The organism is Streptomyces sp. NPDC004134 (assembly GCF_042874195.1).
GTDB lineage: Bacteria > Actinomycetota > Actinomycetes > Streptomycetales > Streptomycetaceae > Streptomyces.
In genome coordinates this window covers 45,371-63,809 of record NZ_JBIAMS010000019.1, presented here as the reverse complement: position 1 = coordinate 63,809, position 18,439 = coordinate 45,371, and the positions used below count along the sequence as shown (strand labels likewise).

Annotated in this window: 13 protein-coding genes; 9 read left to right on the top strand and 4 right to left on the bottom strand. The window is 71.2% G+C overall.

Features of this window, described 5'->3' with window-relative positions:
* Positions 1-14 precede the first annotated feature (14 nt).
* From ACFYVJ_RS23120 to ACFYVJ_RS23095, 6 genes are all read left to right on the top strand, one after another.
* A complete protein-coding gene (locus ACFYVJ_RS23120) occupies positions 15-908 on the top strand; it encodes a hypothetical protein (protein ID WP_388894433.1) in 894 nt (297 codons plus the stop codon).
* A 36-nt stretch (positions 909-944) separates the two neighbouring features.
* Positions 945-2,993, top strand: coding sequence for an ATP-binding protein (locus ACFYVJ_RS23115; protein ID WP_388894430.1), 2,049 nt, complete (start codon positions 945-947; stop codon positions 2,991-2,993).
* The gene (locus ACFYVJ_RS23110; protein WP_388894428.1) at positions 2,980-4,596 is read left to right on the top strand and encodes a hypothetical protein; all 1,617 of its coding nucleotides are present in this window, start codon (positions 2,980-2,982) and stop codon (positions 4,594-4,596) included. Before ACFYVJ_RS23115 ends, ACFYVJ_RS23110 begins: the two co-directional genes overlap by 14 nt.
* 74 nt (positions 4,597-4,670) lie before the next feature.
* Positions 4,671-5,495: an SAM-dependent methyltransferase gene (locus ACFYVJ_RS23105; protein WP_388894425.1), complete on the top strand. Its 825-nt coding sequence runs from the start codon at positions 4,671-4,673 to the stop codon at positions 5,493-5,495.
* 207 nt (positions 5,496-5,702) lie between these two features.
* Positions 5,703-8,417 (top strand): aconitate hydratase AcnA, encoded by a 2,715-nt coding sequence (acnA, locus tag ACFYVJ_RS23100; RefSeq protein WP_388894687.1) that lies wholly within the window; start codon positions 5,703-5,705, stop codon positions 8,415-8,417.
* Between the two features lie 6 nt (positions 8,418-8,423).
* The gene (locus tag ACFYVJ_RS23095; RefSeq protein WP_388894422.1) at positions 8,424-8,978 is read left to right on the top strand and encodes a toll/interleukin-1 receptor domain-containing protein; all 555 of its coding nucleotides are present in this window, start codon (positions 8,424-8,426) and stop codon (positions 8,976-8,978) included.
* On the opposite strand, the gene ACFYVJ_RS23090 is transcribed toward ACFYVJ_RS23095, so the two are convergent.
* Both ACFYVJ_RS23090 and ACFYVJ_RS23085 read right to left on the bottom strand, forming a co-directional pair.
* A complete protein-coding gene (locus ACFYVJ_RS23090; protein WP_388894419.1) occupies positions 8,947-10,800 on the bottom strand; it encodes an SPFH domain-containing protein in 1,854 nt (617 codons plus the stop codon). The two genes, ACFYVJ_RS23095 and ACFYVJ_RS23090, sit on opposite strands and share 32 nt — an antisense overlap.
* Before the next feature lie 32 nt (positions 10,801-10,832).
* Positions 10,833-12,332, bottom strand: coding sequence for a toll/interleukin-1 receptor domain-containing protein (locus ACFYVJ_RS23085; RefSeq protein ID WP_388894416.1), 1,500 nt, complete (start codon positions 12,330-12,332; stop codon positions 10,833-10,835).
* A gap of 782 nt (positions 12,333-13,114) precedes the next feature.
* Here ACFYVJ_RS23085 and ngcE point away from each other — a divergent pair.
* From ngcE to ACFYVJ_RS23070, 3 genes are read left to right on the top strand one after another with little or no spacing between them, the layout of a single operon-like run.
* Entirely contained in the window at positions 13,115-14,536 is a 1,422-nt protein-coding gene (gene ngcE / locus ACFYVJ_RS23080; RefSeq protein WP_388894413.1) for an N-acetylglucosamine/diacetylchitobiose ABC transporter substrate-binding protein, read from the top strand.
* Between the two features lie 44 nt (positions 14,537-14,580).
* On the top strand, positions 14,581-15,612 hold the full coding sequence (locus ACFYVJ_RS23075; protein ID WP_388894410.1) for a carbohydrate ABC transporter permease: 1,032 nt from the start codon (positions 14,581-14,583) through the stop codon (positions 15,610-15,612).
* 50 nt (positions 15,613-15,662) lie between these two features.
* Entirely contained in the window at positions 15,663-16,592 is a 930-nt protein-coding gene (locus tag ACFYVJ_RS23070) for a carbohydrate ABC transporter permease (RefSeq protein ID WP_388894407.1), read from the top strand.
* Between the two features lie 63 nt (positions 16,593-16,655).
* On the opposite strand, the gene ACFYVJ_RS23065 is transcribed toward ACFYVJ_RS23070, so the two are convergent.
* On the bottom strand, positions 16,656-17,690 hold the full coding sequence (locus ACFYVJ_RS23065; protein ID WP_388894404.1) for a hypothetical protein: 1,035 nt from the start codon (positions 17,688-17,690) through the stop codon (positions 16,656-16,658).
* Positions 17,681-18,301: a hypothetical protein gene (locus ACFYVJ_RS23060; protein WP_388894401.1), complete on the bottom strand. Its 621-nt coding sequence runs from the start codon at positions 18,299-18,301 to the stop codon at positions 17,681-17,683. The genes ACFYVJ_RS23065 and ACFYVJ_RS23060 overlap by 10 nt, the downstream gene beginning before the upstream one ends.
* Positions 18,302-18,439: the final 138 nt, after the last annotated feature.

The following is an 18,439-nucleotide window of genomic DNA, read 5'->3' as shown; positions in this document are numbered from 1 at the left end:
GAGGTTGCCCGCCGATGGCACACGGCAGGACGGAGCTCGACCGCTACGAGGCGCGGCTGCTCCTGTGGCTGCTGCGTGAGTCCGGCCACCGCCCCGACGTGCCCGTGCGCACCGCCGCCTTCGGCCTGGAGCAGAACAAGCCGCCCGTCCGCGTCTCCGCCGTCATCGCCGCGCTGGCGGACCGCGGCCTGGTGGACGTCCACCGCTGGCCCGACCACACCCCCGCCGACACCTCCCTGCGCCCGGAGGGCCACCGGCGCGCGCTGCGCCTGGAGCGCGAGCGCCGCGACCCCGGGGCGCGCCAGGAGTACGCCGAGAACGCGGTGCTGCGCTGGGCGTTCGAGCACCGCGGCGACGGGGCGCTGCCGCTCCGCGACTTCTTCGTGGCCGACCACGTCTTCTTCCACGGCGACGCCCTCCGGGCCGGCGAAGTCCTCGCCGCCGCCCGCTCTTTACGGGCCGCGGGGCTGCTGGCCCTCGCCGGCGACGGCACCGACGGGGACGTGGTCACCGGGCGGGCCGAGCTGACCGAGCGCGGTCTCGACTGCGGCCACGCGGGCACCGGCCTCGCCGAGTTCCTGCGCCGGGAGCGCGAGCGGCAGCCCACGTACCACATCGACACCATCCGCGGCCCGGTCACCTTCATCAGCAACAGCACCGTCACCTACGTCGGCACGCTCGCCGACGAACTCGCCGGCCTGGGCCCCGGGCTCGGCCTCGACGAGGAGCGGCTGCGGCACCTGCTGCGGCAGGGGGACGAGCTGCGCCGCGCTGCCGAAGAGGGCCGGCCGGGACGGCTGCGGGCGCTCGTCGGCCGGATCCGCGAGGAGCTGACCGGCGCCCCCGACAGCCCGGGCCGCCAACTGCTGCTCGACATGGCACGACAGGTCGGCGGCATGCTCGGGTAGCCGGGACGCCGTCGCGCAACGGGAGGGAAGCGGAGCTTGACCCTGTACGGACGTGATGCCGTGCTGCGCGAACTGGTGCCCCGCATGGTGGGATTGCACCACACGAAGCGGAAGGCCGTGCGCCAGGAGCCGCGCGGCGAGGTGCCCGCAGTGCTCCTCCACGGCGGCCACGGCAGCGGCCGCACCGCCGTGCTGGACGCGCTGCGCGAGGCGTACGCCGACCGCGTGCCCGTCGCCGCCGTCGACTGCGCCGGCGTCCGCGACGACGACGCCGCGGTCTCCAACACCTCGCCCGTCGCCGAGCTGCTGACCGGCCTGGCCCGCGGCCTGAGCGCGCACTGCCCCGGCTTCGGCCGGCTGCGGCTGCCCCGGCTGCTGACCGGCCTGGTGGCCGTCAGCGCCTGGCACCGCGGGGAGCTGGACGAGCAGGCGTGCGCCCGCGAGCGCGTCGAGGCGCTGCTCACCGACTGCGGGCTGGAGAAGGACCCGGAGCGGGCCCGCAACTGGCCCGGCGACGTCCTCGGCCGCATCGGCGGCTGGGGCACCGACGAGCTGGGCCCGGTCGCCGCCGCGAGCGTGCACCTCTTCACCGACCGGTACCTCGGCTTCCGGGAGAGCCGGGCGGTGCGCCAGTGGTACGGGGGGCTCGCGGACGTACCCACCTCGCAGCAGGACGACAACCACGTGCTCACCGCGCTCTGCCGCGCCTTCCACCTCGGCGAGGGCATGCGGCGGCGCATCGAGGTCCACCTGGTCGAGGCGCTGCTGGAGGACCTGCGGGCCGCGTACGCGGGATGGCGCCACCTCAACGCCGCGCCCCGGCCGCTGGCCCTCCTCGACAACGTCCACACCGCCGCCGGCACCGAGCTGCTCGACCTGCTGCTCGCCCGGCGCGTCACCGCGGCCGGGCGGCCCGACCCGCTCGTCGTGGTCGCCGCCACCCTCGGCGAGCCGCGCGGCGACCGCTACGGCGGCGCGGCCCGCTGGACCGCCGCGAACGTCCCCGGGCTGCCCGAGTGGCGCCGCGGCGGCGAGCCGGGCGACCCGGCCGCCGGGCTCGTCACCCTGCCGCTGCCGCCGCTGGACCCCGACGAGCTGCTGTCGATGATGCACGTCGGCGAGGAGCGGGCGGTGCGCCAGGAAGTGGCCCGCGCCGTGCACCGGTTCACCGGCGGCAGCCCGCTCGGCTGCCGGATCTTCTACGACGCCCTCGACGCCGCACCGGAGCCCGCGGCCGTCGAGCCGCACGAGCTGACACGGCTGCGGCTCGCGGGGGAGCACGTGACCGAGCTGATGCTCGCCGCGCTCGTCCCCGACGCGGGGCTCAGCTCGTACCTCGTGCTGCTGTCCGTCGCGCAGGACGCCGCCGCGGCCCGGGCGCTGGCCGCCGCGTACCTGACCAGGGACCACCAGGCGGGAGCCGTCGAGGAGGCACGCAGCCACCTGCGCGACGAGCGGTGGCCGCAGCCCGGGCGCCCCTTCGTCGGCGACGAGTTCCTGCGCGCCGTCCTCGTCGACGAGCTGCGCCGCCGCCCGGCGGACGCCACCGACCCGCCGCAGCCCTGGCCCGAGCTGCACGAGCTGCTGCGCCGGCACCACGAGGACCGCGGCGAGCACGCCGCCGCCCGGCACCACGAACTGGCCGCGGGCCGCCCCGCCGAGCCCGCCCGCTGGCTCGCCGAGACCCTGCACGGGCCCGCCACCGACCGCTGGCTCACCGACCTGTGGCACGTCGCCCGCGCCCCGCACCCGCCCGACCCCGCCTGGGCCGACGTGTGCCGGGCGACGGCGTCGGGGGAGCGGGACGGCACGCTGGCCGGCGCCGACTCCGTCGCGCGGTCCGTCAACCGGCTGCTGCACGCCGTCTGGTACGCCGCCGACCCCCTGTCCGTACCCGACGCGCACCTGCGCGGCCGGATCGGGCGGGAGCTGGACTTCCTGTCGTTCGAGCACCCCACGGGCGGCAGGGCGCTGTACGCCGCGTCGCAGGACTGGCCGGCGGCGCTCAGGGAACCGCGCACGCCGGACTCGGCCGTGGAACGCCGCGAGGGCGGCGAGGAGGGGAGGGGCCATGCCATTCCTTAGCCGGCCGCTGGGCCGAGCCGAGAAGGCGATCCTGGGAGTGCTGACCGTCGCGGCGATCACCGCGGCCACCGTGCTGGTGGTCCTCGGCCTCGGCGGCGAAGGGGCGTGCGGCGACGGGCTCGTGGAGTCCGCGAACGGCGAGGAGTGCGTCGGCGTCGCCGACCCCACCGCAGAGGCGCCGGCCTTCGCGCCGGGCGCGGACGGTCCTGACGAGCGGATAGCGGACCTCGTACGGCAGATCGGTGCCGAGAACGAGCGGGTCCGCGCGGGCTGGGAGGACGGCGACAGCTCCGCCCGCGAACCGTACGTGCGCGTCGGCCTCATGATGCCGTTCAACGCCACCGAGTCCAGCGCCATGACCCCCGAGGTCGTCCAGAACACCCTGGCGGGCGTGCTCACCGCGCAGCTCGCGGCCAACCGCGGCCAGGGCGTCGACTACCAGCTCCTGCTGGCCAACATCGGCAAGGACCTCTCGCAGTGGCGGCCGGCCGTCGACGCGCTCGCCGACCTCACCACCGGCAAGGCGCCGACCAGGGAGGACTCGCCGCTCGTCGGCGTGGTCGGCCTGCCCAACAGCGAACAGGACACCGAGGACGCGGCCGTCGCGCTGTCCCGGGCCGACATACCCGCCGTCAGCGGCGTGCTCAGCTCGCCGGAGATCAGCGCCGACACCCTGTTCAAGTCCGCGCCGTCCAACACCGAGTCCGTCGCCGCGCTCGCCGACTACCTCGAAGGGCACCCGGGCGCCGGGCCAGGCAAGCCCTCCGGCTACCTCGTGTGGGACTCGCGCAAGGAGGACGACTACGTCGCCAACACCCGCGACAACATGCGCGACGAGTTCGGCGAGGAGTACCGGCTGGAGAACCGCAGCTCCTCCTTCGTCGGCATCATGGGCGACTACAAGGGCGCGCCGCGCCGCTTCTCCCCGGCGGCGCGGGGGATATGCCGGCTGGAGGCGGACACGGTCTTCTACGCCGGCCGCGACTCCGATCTGCCGTATCTCATCACCCAGTTGTCCGACGAGCCGGAGTGCGACGACTTCGACGCCGAGATCCGCATCCTGCGGGTGGCGACCGGCCTGCCCGAGGGGCTGACGGACGAGGGGGTGCGCGCCGACATGGCCGAGGCCCGCGTCGTCACCGTCGGCGCCTCGGCGACGGACGCGCCCTCGTGGCGGGCGGGGGACGGCGCCGACGAGCGCTTCACCACCTTCGCGGCCGGGTTCGCGAAGGTCAGCGGGCTGCCGGGGGAGGCGCTCGACGACGGGTACGCGATCATGCACCACGACGCCTTCACCGTCCTCGCCCAGGCCGTCGGCACCGCGCTGGACGACCTGAACCGGCCGGACGGGGGCGAGTCCGGCCGGCTGCCGTCCAAGCTGGACGTGTACAACACCCTCACCAACATGAAGGTGGTCGCGGGCGGCGACCCGTGCCAGGACTGCGTGCACGGCGCCAGCGGGCAGTTCGGCTTCGACGTGGAGAAGGACAACTGGCCCGTGTGCAAGCCGGTCCCGGTGATCGAGTACCCGCGCCCGGAGGACGCGGACAGGCCGCGGCTGTACCGGACGTTCCAGGGCCCGGACGGCACGTGCCCGGCCTGACGGCCGCGTACGACGGCCGCGTACGACGACCGCGTACGACGACCACGTACGACGAGAAAGGTGAACCGCACCCCATGAACCCCTTACCCGGCGACGACGCGCCCGAGATCGACCTGCGCACCGACCGCCCGCACTCCGCGCGGGTCTACGACTACCTCCTCGGCGGCAAGGACAACTTCGCCCCCGACCGCGCCGCGGGCGACGCCTCGGTGCGCGCCTGGCCCAGCCTGCCGACCTCCATGAAGCAGACCCGCGTCTTCATGCACCGGGTCACCAGGACGCTGGCCCGCGACTACGGCGTACGGCAGTTCCTGGACATCGGCACCGGCATACCGACACCGCCGAACCTCCACGAGGTGGCCCAGGAGGTCGCCCCGGAGTGCCGGGTGGTGTACGTGGACAACGACCCCATCGTCCTCGCCCACGCCCGCGCGCTGCTGCAGAGCACCAGGCAGGGCAGGACCGGCTACATCCAGGCCGACCTGCGCGACCCCGAGTCCATCCTCGGCGATCCCCAACTGCGCAAGGTGCTCGACCTCGACCGGCCGGTCGCGCTGTCGCTCATCGCCATCGTCCACTTCATCCTCGACGAGGACGACCCGCAGGGCATCGTCGCCCGGCTGCTGAGCGCGCTGGCACCGGGCAGCTTCCTGGCGCTGACGGTCTTCACCGGGGACACCGACCCGGAGCGGGTCGCGGGCGTCGGCCGCGAGTACAACGAGCGCGGCATCCCGCTGCAGATCCGCGACCGGGCCGAGGCGGAGCGGTTCTTCGCGGGCCTGGAGCCGATCGACCCGGGCGTGACGCTGGTCCACCACTGGCGGCCCGACGGCATCGGTGAGTCGGTGCCGAACTCGCACATCGCGATGTACGGCGGCGTGGCCCGCAAGCCGGCCTGACCCGGCCGGGGGCATCCCCCGCGGCACCCGGACGGCGCAGCGGGGCGCCCCCGTCCCGTACCCGGCACGGGTGGGCACCGCGGCGGAGCCATGGAGTAAGGTTTATCTCGACATCGAGATATCTGCCGAAGGTGCCACCCTCAAGTCGCCCCGCTTCGGACGTAGCGGCAGGATTGCGGTGGAACGCATATGACGAAGGAGACTGTCGTGTCGGCGAACAGCTTCGACGCCCGCAGCACGCTGCAGGTGGGCGGCGAGTCGTACGAGATCTTCCGGCTGGACAAGGTGACCGGTGCCGCCCGGCTCCCGTACAGCCTGAAGGTGCTGCTGGAGAACCTGCTCCGCACCGAGGACGGCGCGAACATCACCGCCGACCACATCCGGGCCCTGGGCGGCTGGGACTCCCAGGCGCAGCCGAGCCGGGAGATCCAGTTCACGCCGGCCCGCGTGATCATGCAGGACTTCACCGGCGTCCCCTGCGTCGTCGACCTCGCCACCATGCGCGAGGCCGTCAAGGACCTGGGCGGCGACCCCGCCAGGATCAACCCGCTGGCCCCGGCCGAGCTGGTCATCGACCACTCCGTGATCGCCGACAAGTTCGGCACCCCGGACTCCTTCCAGGTCAACGTGGAGCTGGAGTACGGGCGCAACCGCGAGCGCTACCAGTTCCTGCGCTGGGGCCAGACCGCGTTCGACGAGTTCAAGGTCGTCCCGCCCGGCACCGGCATCGTGCACCAGGTGAACATCGAGCACCTGGCCCGCGTCGTCATGGTCCGCGACGGCAAGGCGTACCCCGACACCCTCGTCGGCACCGACAGCCACACCACCATGGTCAACGGCCTCGGCGTGCTCGGCTGGGGCGTCGGCGGCATCGAGGCCGAGGCGGCGATGCTCGGCCAGCCCGTCTCGATGCTCATCCCGCGGGTCGTCGGCTTCAAGCTCACCGGCGAGCTGCCCACCGGCACCACCGCCACCGACCTGGTGCTGACCATCACCGAGATGCTGCGCAAGCACGGCGTCGTCGGCAAGTTCGTCGAGTTCTACGGCGCGGGCGTCGGCCAGATCCCGCTGGCCAACCGGGCGACGATCGGCAACATGTCGCCGGAGTTCGGCTCCACCGCGGCGATCTTCCCGATCGACGCCGAGACGATCACGTACCTGAAGCTCACCGGCCGCGACGCGCAGCAGCTCGCCCTGGTCGAGGAGTACGCCAAGGCCCAGGGGCTGTGGCACGACCCGGCGCACGAGCCGGAGTACTCCGAGTACCTGGAGCTGGACCTCGCCACGGTGGTGCCGTCGCTCGCCGGGCCGAAGCGCCCGCAGGACCGCATCGAGCTGGCGAAGGCCGCCGAGCAGTTCCGCCTCGACGTGCGCAACTACGTCGAGGACGCCGACGAGCCCGGCAAGGAGTCCTTCCCCGCCTCCGACGCCCCCGCGTCCTCCAACGGCGTACCGACCCGCGTCACCCCGGTGACCGCGCCCGACGGCACGACGTACGAGATCGACCACGGCGCCGTCACCGTCGCCGCCATCACCTCCTGCACCAACACCTCCAACCCGTCCGTCATGGTCGGCGCGGCGCTGCTGGCGAAGAAGGCGGTGGAGAAGGGCCTGACCCGCAAGCCGTGGGTGAAGACCACGCTCGCGCCGGGCTCCAAGGTCGTCATGGACTACTACGACCGGGCCGGGCTCACCCCGTACCTCGACAAGCTCGGCTTCAACCTCGTCGGCTACGGCTGCACCACCTGCATCGGCAACTCGGGACCGCTGCCGGAGGAGATCTCCAAGGCCGTCAACGAGCACGACCTGGCCGTCACCTCGGTGCTCTCCGGCAACCGGAACTTCGAGGGCCGGATCAACCCCGACGTGAAGATGAACTACCTGGCGTCGCCGCCGCTGGTCGTCGCGTACGCGCTCGCGGGCACCATGAAGACCGACATCACCCGCGAGCCGCTGGGCACGGACAAGGAGGGCAAGCCGGTCTACCTGAAGGACATCTGGCCCAGCGAGCAGGAGGTCGAGCAGGTCGTCGCCGCCGCGATCGGCGAGGAGATGTTCACCGAGTCGTACCAGGACGTCTTCGCCGGCGACGCGCAGTGGCAGGCGCTGCCGATCCCGACGGGCGACACCTTCGCCTGGGACACCGAGTCCACCTACGTGCGCAAGCCCCCGTACTTCGACGGCATGGCCATGGACCCGGCGCCGGTCGGGGACATCGCGGGCGCCCGCGTGCTGGCCCTGCTCGGCGACTCGGTCACCACCGACCACATCTCGCCGGCCGGCGCCATCAAGGCCGACACCCCGGCGGGCCAGTACCTCACCGAGCACGGCGTGACCCGCCGCGACTTCAACAGCTACGGCTCCCGCCGCGGCAACCACGAGGTCATGATCCGCGGCACCTTCGCCAACATCCGGCTGCGCAACCAGATCGCCCCGGGCACGGAGGGCGGCTACACCCGCGACTTCACCCGTGCGGACGCGCCGGTCTCCTTCATCTACGACGCGGCCCAGAACTACGCCGCGGCCGGCACCCCGCTGGTGGTGCTGGCGGGCAAGGAGTACGGCTCCGGCTCGTCGCGCGACTGGGCGGCCAAGGGCACGGCGCTGCTCGGCGTCCGCGCGGTGATCGCCGAGTCGTACGAGCGCATCCACCGCTCGAACCTCATCGGCATGGGCGTCCTGCCCCTGCAGTACCCCGCGGGCGCCACGGCGCAGTCGCTGGGCCTGACGGGCGAGGAGACCTTCACCTTCACCGGCATCACGGCCCTGAACGACGGCGCCGTCCCGGAGACGGTGAAGGTGACGACGGACACGGGCGTGGAGTTCGACGCGGTGGTACGGATCGACACCCCCGGCGAGGCGGACTACTACCGCAACGGCGGCATCCTGCAGTACGTCCTCCGCCAACTTATCCGTTCTTGACCTGACGTGAACGAGCGCCCTGCCCCTGCATCTCGCGCGGGGGCAGGGCGCTCGCGCGCGACGGGGCGGAAGACGCGCCTGCGCGCCAGATCGCACGCCGCCCCCGCGTCACCGGAGCCCGCCCCCGCCGCCGCCCCCCCGTATGACGTCTTCATCGCCTACGCCGACACCGACGCCCCCTGGGTCCGGGGCTTCGCCGCCTTCCTCACCGCGCACGGCGTCCGCGTGGCGTACGACGAGCTGCTGGCGCAGCCCGGCGGTGTCCGCGTGCACACACCCGAGCGCGCCATCCGCGACGCTGCGCACGGGCTGCTGGTCTTCGGCCCCGGGATGCGGGACGACGGCTGGGTGCGCCGGGAGTACGCCGCGCTGATGCGCCGGTTCCCGGAGAACGAGGCGCAGCGCTTCGTCCCCGTGCTCATCGGCGACCCTGGCGAGTCCCTGGACCTGCCGGAGTTCGCCGAAGTCCTCTACCCGGCGGACTTCCGCGGCGCCGACCAGGCCGCCTACGACCGGCTCTGCGAGCAGATCAGCCGTGCGGTGCTGACGAACCGGGCTTGAGGTCGTCCGCCGACCCGTCCCCCGCCTCCAGCTCATCCTTCTGCGACACGGTCTCCAGCACCGGATCCCCGGACTTCTCACGGCGCAGGCCGGTGATGACGTCCTGGATCCGCTGCCACGGCATGAACTGGCCCATCATCGCCGCGTCCCCGGAGATGACATCGGGCACCCGCATGTCCTTGACCTCCGCCAGCAGCGCCTGGACCGACGCCACCTCGGGCCCGAGCAGGTTCGCGAGGGCCTCCAGCTCCGCGACGGCCAGACCGCGTTCCTCCCGCTCGACGGCGATCTCGATCCGCCGGATCTGGGCGTGGATCTGGGCGCTCTTGACCTCCTCCTCCAGCGTCCGGCGGCGGTGGGCCTCGGTCATCGGCAGCCGGCGGATGCGGTCCAGTTCGGTGTCCTGCGCGACGGAGAGCCCGACGAGGGTGTCGGAGACGGTGATACCCCATTCGGCCACGTTCTGTCGGACCCTGGCGGCGAGTTCGGCACGGATGTCGTCCTGCTGCGTGAGGTAGTCCTCCACCGTGGACGAGGCGGCGACCTGGGTGAGGTAGCTCTCGACCGTGCCGCCCAGCACCCGTTCGACGAACCGCTGGACCGGGCGCGGGTCGATGACCAGCCCGCCGAGCCCGTCCCGGGAGACCTCCCCGCCGAACTGGCTGACCAGGCGCGGCGCGGCGGAAGCCGGGATCTGCAGGGTCTGTGTGACGTTGACCTTCAGCAGGAAGCCCTGGATGTTGATGATCAGCTGCTCCAGCTCCGCGTCGTAGTTGTCGGCCTCGGTGGGCATCTTGTCCTTCCACTCGAGCGTCAGCAGCCGCGTCGGGATCAGCACGATCCGCGCGAACCACGGGTTGAGCGCGTACACCCCGCCCTGCCGCAGCGTCTCCTGCTGCACCCCGCGCCAGCCGTGCCCGTCGAGGAACTTCCACGGCAGCCGGTAGTTGCTGTGCCCATGCACGACGGGCCCGATGACGTCGTCCTCCGGCGGCGGCTCGATGCCGTGCAGCGTGACGACGACGCCGACGTAACCGACGGGGATGTTGACGTACCGCAGATGGCCGGAGGTGAGACCGTCCTGCCGCCCGGGCCCGATGCTCTCCGTGGTCAGGACCTCGAAGAGGTCGGGGTGAATGTCGTACGAGGCACCGCCGCCCAGCACTGCCAGCTGCCGCCCCTGCTCCCCACCGCCCAGCAGGAACGCGTCACCGTCCTGGAAGACGTCGCACTCTACGTACCGCCCGAACGGCTGGTCCGGCAGCCGCAACTGCCCCACCTTGGCCCGTACGAGCCCGACCGTCCCGTCCGGCACATGCGTACGGGGCACGAAATCAACCCGGAAGAGCTCCGGGTTGATGTAGTACGAGGCGTCGCCCGGCAGCGTCGCCAGTTGCCTGCCCTGCTCCCCCTCACCCAGCAGGAAAGCCACACCGTCCTGGAAGTTGTCGCACTCCACCCGTCGGCTGAGCAGCCGCCCCGCCGGGCGCGACGCCCCGTCCAGTGCCGTGACCAGCCCGATCATGCCGGGCGGGATGCTGACACGGGGAGCGAGGTCGACACTGTAGACGCCGGGCATGAGCCAGTGCCGTACCCCGGGCGTCAGACACCGTGCCTGGATGCCGCGCGAGTTGTCCGCTACCACTCGCTTGAACCGGGGGTCTGACGGATTGCCCCCGATACGCCGGCGCACGACGCCGACCATGTCCCCGGGGATCACCACGAAGCCGAGCCGCCGTGCGAGCCCGCTCTCGGGATACACGACCGCCACCCCGCCGACCGCGCCGACCGCCACGAGCAGCACGATCACCAACACCACCATGCACCCTCACCTCCTTCCGGCGCGTGCCCCGCTCACGTGCCTGTGTCGTCGTGGTCCTCCGTGTGGTGCTCAGCACCCGGCCAGTCCGCCAGCCGCTGATGGATCGCCCGGACGGTCAGCGACCACTGGTCGTGCCAATCCTTCCGCGCCTCGTTCTGCGGGCTGCGCAGCGTCGGAAAGAACGCCGGGTAGTCCTCCGGCGCGCAGGCCGCGGCGCGTACGAACGTCTCGTAGCGAGGAGAGGGTGCGTGCGGCGCGTCGGTCCAGCCGTACGCCAACGCCAGCGCGGCGAATGCCCGGTGTCCGCGCCCCTCCGGCCGCGCCCGGCGGGTCTGCGCCCGGAACCCGTGCAGCCCGCCCCGTTCCCCCGAGGGCAGCAGGCTCGCCCAGACCGTGTCGACGGCGTCGAGGAATCCGTCCGGCAGGGCCCGTTCCCCGTCCTCGCCCATGGGCCGGATGAACCCGTACTCGTGCCGCCCGGCCTCCTGCAGCAGCAGCGCCGTCGTCAGTACGTCGGCCTGCTCCACCTCGCCCGCGGCGAGCAGCGCGTGGAGCGTGGCCAGCGAGGCGTCGACGGGCGGGCGCACTGCCGCCCGGTGCCCCGGCCGGGGCACCGGGGTGAAGACGGGGTGTTCGTTACGGAGGCCGCCCTCGGACCGCTTGAGGAGCCGCTGCAGCGGCCGCAGCTCCGCTGGGCCCGGCAACGCGCCGCCGCGCGCGTCGAAGTACGAGCTGCTGGCCAGCAGATAGTGCCGCTCGCCGCGGAGTAGCACCGGGAAGAACGGACGCCCCAGCCGCTGCCCCTCCAGAATATCCCGGCTCACGTCCTGCGCCGCCTGCGCCTCGGGCGACATCACCACCACCACGGCCACCGCGCTGGCCAACTGCCGGCGAATGGCCCACACCCAGTCGTCACCCCAGGTCAGCCGACCGGCCGTCCACACCGGCAACCCCGCGTCGGCCAGCCGCCGCCCCAGCCCACGCACGTACTCCAGATCCGCGTGCGCGTGACAGATCACCACGCTCGGCTCGGCCGGCCCGGTCAGCGGCCGCACCGGACCACTCCGGACGACGCCCAGATCATCCTGTACGTCCTCGACCTTCCGCAGCAACTCGTCCGGCGGCTGCTCACCCCGGATGATCCGCGCGAGCAGTGCCACCCGGTCCTCGAACGCGGCCCCCTCGGCAGGCAGCCGCCGGAAGTCCATCGGAAGCCGAGTCGCGGCGAACGGCGGCGGCCCCGCGTTCCCCAGCAGCACGGGCACCAGCCGCAGATCCCGGCCGGCGGACGCCTGGAAGAGCGCCGCGTACTCCTGCCGGAGCCAGGCATGGGCCATCGCGGCAGGGCTGAACACGACAAGCCCGGTACTCGCCGAACGAATGGCGTCCTCGACCTCGTGAACCACCACACTCCCCGGCAGCAAGTGGTGACGGTCCCCCAACGCGCTCACCCCATGGGCGCGCAGCCGCTTGGTGAGCACACCAACCCACTCGGCATCGTCCGCCGCGTACGCCACATAGGCGTCGGCCATACCCCCCGTCTCCTTTCCCGCCGGATCCGGCGAGCTCCGGCGGTCCCGCGGCGCGCGTTCGTGCTGTAGCACGACGAACGCATGGTGTAACCGAGGTTACCGGTGACGCAGCGTCAACGGGAGCGTGGTGCGCGTAAGTTCCGGAGTTGGCCGAACGGTTGAGGCGTGACCGGCGGGCAGCCGCGACCACCCGTGTTGTCAGCCGAACGCGCCGGGTTCGCTCGGGACGACTGGCCCTCGCCTGTCCGCGGCAGCGCTGCCATGCCCACCCATGACCAACAAGGCCGGTGCGGGGTTTTTCGCGTGGCCACCGCACGGGGTACGTTCCGGCCGGCACGGTGCCGGTGACGGGGTGGCCGGGTGCTCGTGGCCGGGCACCGGCACCCTCGTGGACGTACGGACCTGGCGCTGATCAGTACATTCCGGGCGGCCGGTGGCGGTGGCCGCAGCCGCGGAACCCGGGCTCCAAAAGGCTGGACCAATGGCGGTCGGGGGGTTGCGTGGCGGGTGGTCCTGCCGACCGGGTGCGGGTGGGGCTCCGGCGCGTTTCCCGCAGGTCTCAAGTCGGGAAATACTCTTGATGAACCTTGTATTCGATCTTGATAAGGCGGCGCCGAGTGGACTATACCTGTCCGCACCCGGCGGCTCCCCCACCCTCCGGCGCACCACCCTGCACCACTCACGTAACACATGACCGCGGTAATCGGCTCCTGCACCATGAGGCACGTCCCAACGGGGATCCGGTACACCGCCTGAGTCCTGGAGAGAGTGAGGACTTGAGCATGGGATCCAATTCGCATGTCGGTCGCCGCGATCTGATCAAGCGGGCCGTGGCCCTCGGTCTGATCTCCGTCCCCACGGTCAGTGCGCTGTCGGCATGTGCCAGCGGTGGCGACGACGACAACGGCGGCGGTGCGAAGGGCGACAAGACCGACAAGAACCCGCTCGGTGTGGACAAGAACGCCGAACTCGAAGTACTGATGTTCGACGGCGGTTTCGGTACGAAGTACGTCGACGACGACGCCACCGCCTACCAGAAGAACTTCGGCAAGGTGAAGACCGGCTCCACCGAGAAGATCCAGTCGAAGGTCCAGGGCCGGATGGCGGCCGGCGACCCGCCGGACCTCATCAACAACTCGGGCGACGAGGCCATGGACGTGCCCGCGCTCATCACCCAGCAGCAACTCGCGGACCTCACCCCGCTGCTCGACGCCCCGTCCATCGACGACCCGAACAAGACGGTCCGCGAAACGCTGCGCGACGGCACCGTCGAAATGGGCCAGTACGGTGACGAGAAGGTCTACCGGATGAACATCGCCTATTCGGTGTTCGGCCTCTGGTATTCCCAGAAGCTGCTGGACGACAACGGCTGGGAGTACCCGAAGACCTGGGACGACATGCTCGCCATCTGCGCCGACGCGAAGAAGCAGAACATCGCCGGATTCGCGTACACCGGCGTCTACCCCCAGTACCTCGGCTTCAGCATGCTGCCGATGATCGGCAAGGTCGGCGGCGCCGAGGTGCTCGACGCGATCGACAACCTCGAACCCAACGCCTGGAAGCACGACGCCGTCAAGGGCGTCATGGAGGCGCACTACGAGCTGTACGACAAGGGCTACGTCCTGAAGAACTCGCCCGGCAAGACGCACACCGACGTCCAGACCGACTGGACCGAACGCGGCAACTGCATCTTCATCCCGAACGGTTCGTGGGTGGAGAACGAGTCCAAGGACACCACGCCCCCCGACTTCCAGATGACGGTCGCCCCGTCGCCGAACCTCGACAGCTCCGACGCGATGCCGTTCGAGACCATCTGGGCGCAGGCCGGCGAGCCCTTCATCGTGCCGGCGAAGGGCAAGAACTCCGTGGGCGCCATGGAGTTCCTCCGGAACATGCTGAGCAAGAAGTCCGCGGCGGGCTTCACCGAGCTGGTGTCGTCGCTGGCCTGCGTCGAGGGCTCCGAGGAGGGCCTCCAGCTCGGCACCGGGCTGACCACCGCCGTCGGGCTCCTCGACGGCGCCGGTGAGAACTTCCTCAACCCCCGGTTCCCCGACTGGTACCCGACCCCGTACCGGGAGAAGATCGTCTTCGTCTGGGGCGACATGATGAAGGGCGGCATCAAGCCCGCCGAGGCCATCGACAAGATCCAGGGCATCGCCGACGAGACGGCCCAGGACGACAGCATCACGAAGTACAAGCACTGAAGCGCCGGATCCAGTCGGTGAGCGAGCGAGATGGGGGCGCCGGAATGACGGACGACGGCCTGGCCGTGACGAAAGTCGGGGAGCCCGGGAAGGCCGCGGGGCGGCCGGCGCCCGGCAATGCGCGGAAAACGGGCTTCCGCAGCTCTCCGCGGTACCGGACCTACCTCAAGTACCGCTTCGTCACGGGATTCCTCATCGTCCCCCTCGGGCTGTACGCGGTGTTCGTCATCTCGCCGTTCATCCAGACCTTCTACTACTCGCTCACCGACTGGACCGGTGTCAGCAGCGACTTCAACATGGTGGGGTTCGAGAACTACTCCAGGCTGCTGGACGACTCGACCTTCTGGGCCGCCGTCCGCAACAACCTGATCCTCGCCCTCGCCGTCCCGTTGGTGACGCTCAGCCTCGGACTGTTCTTCGCCTTCATGCTCACCGTCGGCGGCCGGCACAAGAAGGGCGAGGCGATCTCCGGGGTTCGCGGCGCCAAGACGTACAAGATCGTGTACTTCTTTCCGCAGGCCCTGTCCATCGCGGTGATCGCGGCGCTGTGGGGCTACATCTTCAAACCCGATGTCGGCCTGCTGGACCCGGTCCTGCCCGAGGCGCTGTCGCCGAACGGCGGCTGGCTGGCGGACTCGAAGTTCGCGCTGTGGGCCGTGATGATCGTGATGTGCTGGGCCATGGTCGGATTCTTCGTGGTCCTGTTCTCCGCGGCCATCGGGCAGATCCCCAAGGAGATCTACGAATCCGCGCTCCTGGACGGCGCCAGCCGGGCGGCCACCTTCTTCCGCATCACCCTGCCGCTCATCCGCGACACCGTGCAGACCGGCTGGGTGTACATGGGGATCATGGCGCTCGGCGCGGAGTCGTTCGCCGTCGTCAACATCATCACCCAGGGACCGGGCGGGCCCGACGACTCCACCATGGTGCTCGGCGTCTACCTCTGGAACACCGGCTTCGGCCAGTTGCAGGCGGGCCGGGGCGCGGCGATGGGCGTCGCGCTGTTCATCCTCACCATGATCCTCGCCGTGGCCGCGCTGTCCGTGGGCCGCCGCCGCGACCGCGTCGAGTACTGAGCATCGGGTACCGAGCATCGAGTGCAGAGCACGATCCGGAAGGCCAGGTCATGACCACTGCGGAACCCACCGACCGCCCACCCGCGCTCGACAAGGCGGCAGTGGCGGACGACACGTCGCGGTCGCCGCTGCTGGAGCCGCGGAAGAAGATCGAGGGCGCCGTACTCAACGTCTTCTCGCACGGCTTCCTGATCCTGTGGACCGTGCTGGCCGCGGGCCCGCTGGTGTGGGCCCTGATGAACGCCCTGAAGGACTCGGGCGACATCCTGGCCAACCCGTGGGCGCTGCCCAGCAGCATCGACTGGGCGAACTGGTCCAACGCCTGGAGCCGGGCGCGCATCGGCCGGTACGCGGCCAACTCCCTGCTCATCGTCTCCATTTCCGTGCCGCTGACCATGCTCTTCGGGTCGATGGCCGCGTACGTGCTCGCCCGGTTCGACTTCAAGGGCGCGCGCGTCGTCTACTTCACCTTCGTCGGCGGCATGGCGTTCCCCGTGGTGATGGCGCTCGTGCCGCTGTTCTTCGTCATGAAGAACCTCTCCCTGCTCGACACCCGGCACGGGCTGATCATGGTGTACATCGCGTACTCCATGCCGTTCACGATCTTCTTCATGACCACGTTCTTCCGCACCCTGCCCTCGTCGGTCTCCGAGGCCGCGGAGATCGACGGGGCCTCCCACACCCGGATCTTCTTCCAGGTGATGCTGCCCATGGCGAAACCCGGCCTGATCAGCGTGGGCATCTTCAACTTCCTCGGGCACTGGAACCAGTACGTGCTGCCCTTCGCGCTCAACCAGGGCAACGAGGACGACTACGTGCTCACCCAGGGCATCGGACTGCTCTTCGCCCAGGCGGGCTACCGCTCCGACTACGGCAGGCTCTTCGCGGGGCTGGTGATGGCGGCGCTGCCGATCCTGATCGTGTACATCATCTTCCAGCGCCAGGTGCAGTCCGGGCTCACGGCCGGCGCGGTGAAGTAGGACCAGGGAAGCGGCATGCGCGGAGCGGCCGGTGCGGTCCACCGCACCGGCCGCTCGCGGCGCTCAGCGCACGACCGTCTGGATCTCCTTGACGGTCACGTCGTACGTGCCGGAGGACATGCCCTCGGGCAGTTGCGGGTCGCCCGCCTCCGGCGGGCCGTCCGGGTTCGCCGAGGCGGTCCAGTGGACCTCCCAGGTGAGCGACGCCTCCAGCGCGTAGGTGCCCTCGCCGGAGGACTTGCGGTACGTCACGTTGCAGCCGGCGTCCTCGGTGTTGACGTCGTACCCGCCCGCGCCGCCGCCGCTCAGGCCGTAGGTGCACGACTCCGGCTCGGCGTACTCGGTGCCGGCGTCGATCCGCAGCTCCTTGGGCGTGGCCACGGTGGTGGCGGCGTACTCCACGCCGAGGAGGTTGATGCTGGCGGTGGTCGCGACCCGCTGGAGCCCGGTGTCGCTCTGGAATGTCGCGTGCACCGGCAGGTTGACCTTCTGCAGCGCGAGGTCCGGCTTCAGCTTCACCGGCGGGGCGGGCAGCTTGGTCGCGTTGTAGGCGATCTCGGCGAGCATCTCGGGGCTGATGCTGGGGCCGTCTTCCGGCGTGTCTCCCTGGTCCACCCAGAAGGGGTTGCCCTGGAGGACGTCACACGCCTGGAGCGCCTCGTCCCTGCTCATGTTCTTGTTGTAGACGACGTCCCACCAGGCGCCGTCCTTGTCCTTGTTCCACTCCTTGTCCTCCCACTCCCGGATCCACTCGGCCTGGGCGCTCTCCGAGTTCGTCCAGGTGCCGGGCCCCCACTCCGCCATCTCCTCGGCGGTCTTGACCGGCTCGTACCAGCAGGCCGGGGGAGTCCAGTTGCCCTGAACGGGGGTCAGCGGCGGGGCGGCGGGGTCGCCGCCGGTGGAGGTGACCTTCACCTGGCTCCACGCGCCGATGCCGTCGCCGCCGTCCGACTCGCCGCCTCCGCCGGTGCCCCAGCCGCCGCCCTGCGCGTACGCGGGCTGCGTGGTGGTCAGCAGCATCGCGGTCACGCCGGCCGCCGCCGCGAGGCCCATCCCCGAGCGGCGTATGACCGCCCCGCTCCCCGAGCTCAACGACATGTCCCGTCCCCCTCCGTCCAGTCGGACTCGGTCACCGTCCAGGTGCCGTCGTCCGTGCGCGTGAGCGTCTGCCGGTACAGCCGCATCACCGCGGCGTTCTCGCCGCCCTCCGCGCCCACGCTCTTGCCGGTCTTCGCGTCGACGACGTAGCCGTCGCTCTGGTCCTCGCAGAACACGACCAGCGCCGAACCGTCCTTGACCTGCTTGACCTCGCGGTCGAAGTACCGCCCGGTACCCGCGATGCGCTGCCCCTCGCCGGCGAAGCGCTCGAAGTCCTGCACATAGGTCGCGTAGGCCGGATCCTGCCAGTACTTCTCGAAGTTGGCCGTGGCCTTCTGCCGCCCGTAGCTCTCCACCATGGCGCTGAGGGCGTAGCCCTGGTCCCGCAGCACCGCGTCCTTCTTCTCGTCCCCGGTGTCCGCGGGCTCCACGTCGGCCTGGAGATCGTCGGGGAAGTCGAAGGCGGGGGCGTCCGGGTCCTCTTCCGCGGGGGCGGCGGGGGACTCGGAGGTCTTGTTCTCCGCGCCCACGATCTCGTCTCCGCCGCCGTCGTCGTCGGAGCCGCCGCAGGCGGTGAGCAGCAGCGCCGCGCCGAGGGCTGTGGCCGTCACCCGGCCGAGGGTGCGGTGCCGCATCGATGACCAACTCCCAGCGTCGTCAGGCTGACTGCGGCAGGGGCGGTCCGGTGAGGGCCAGGAGCGTCCGGTCTCCCGAGCGGTTGTGCGTCCCGCGCGCGTCATGTTCGGGGC

Bases quoted from the DNA above. Each gene is read 5' to 3' on its own strand.
- ACFYVJ_RS23120 (WP_388894433.1), top strand. From the start codon at position 15: ATGGCACACGGCAGGACGGAGCTCGACCGCTACGAGGCGCGGCTGCTC.
- ACFYVJ_RS23110 (WP_388894428.1), top strand. From the start codon at position 2,980: ATGCCATTCCTTAGCCGGCCGCTGGGCCGAGCCGAGAAGGCGATCCTG.
- ACFYVJ_RS23105 (WP_388894425.1), top strand. From the start codon at position 4,671: ATGAACCCCTTACCCGGCGACGACGCGCCCGAGATCGACCTGCGCACC.
- ACFYVJ_RS23090 (WP_388894419.1), bottom strand. From the start codon at position 10,800: ATGGTGGTGTTGGTGATCGTGCTGCTCGTGGCGGTCGGCGCGGTCGGC.
- ACFYVJ_RS23085 (WP_388894416.1), bottom strand. From the start codon at position 12,332: ATGGCCGACGCCTATGTGGCGTACGCGGCGGACGATGCCGAGTGGGTT.
- ngcE (WP_388894413.1), top strand. From the start codon at position 13,115: ATGGGATCCAATTCGCATGTCGGTCGCCGCGATCTGATCAAGCGGGCC.
- ACFYVJ_RS23075 (WP_388894410.1), top strand. From the start codon at position 14,581: ATGACGGACGACGGCCTGGCCGTGACGAAAGTCGGGGAGCCCGGGAAG.
- ACFYVJ_RS23070 (WP_388894407.1), top strand. From the start codon at position 15,663: ATGACCACTGCGGAACCCACCGACCGCCCACCCGCGCTCGACAAGGCG.
- ACFYVJ_RS23065 (WP_388894404.1), bottom strand. From the start codon at position 17,690: ATGTCGTTGAGCTCGGGGAGCGGGGCGGTCATACGCCGCTCGGGGATG.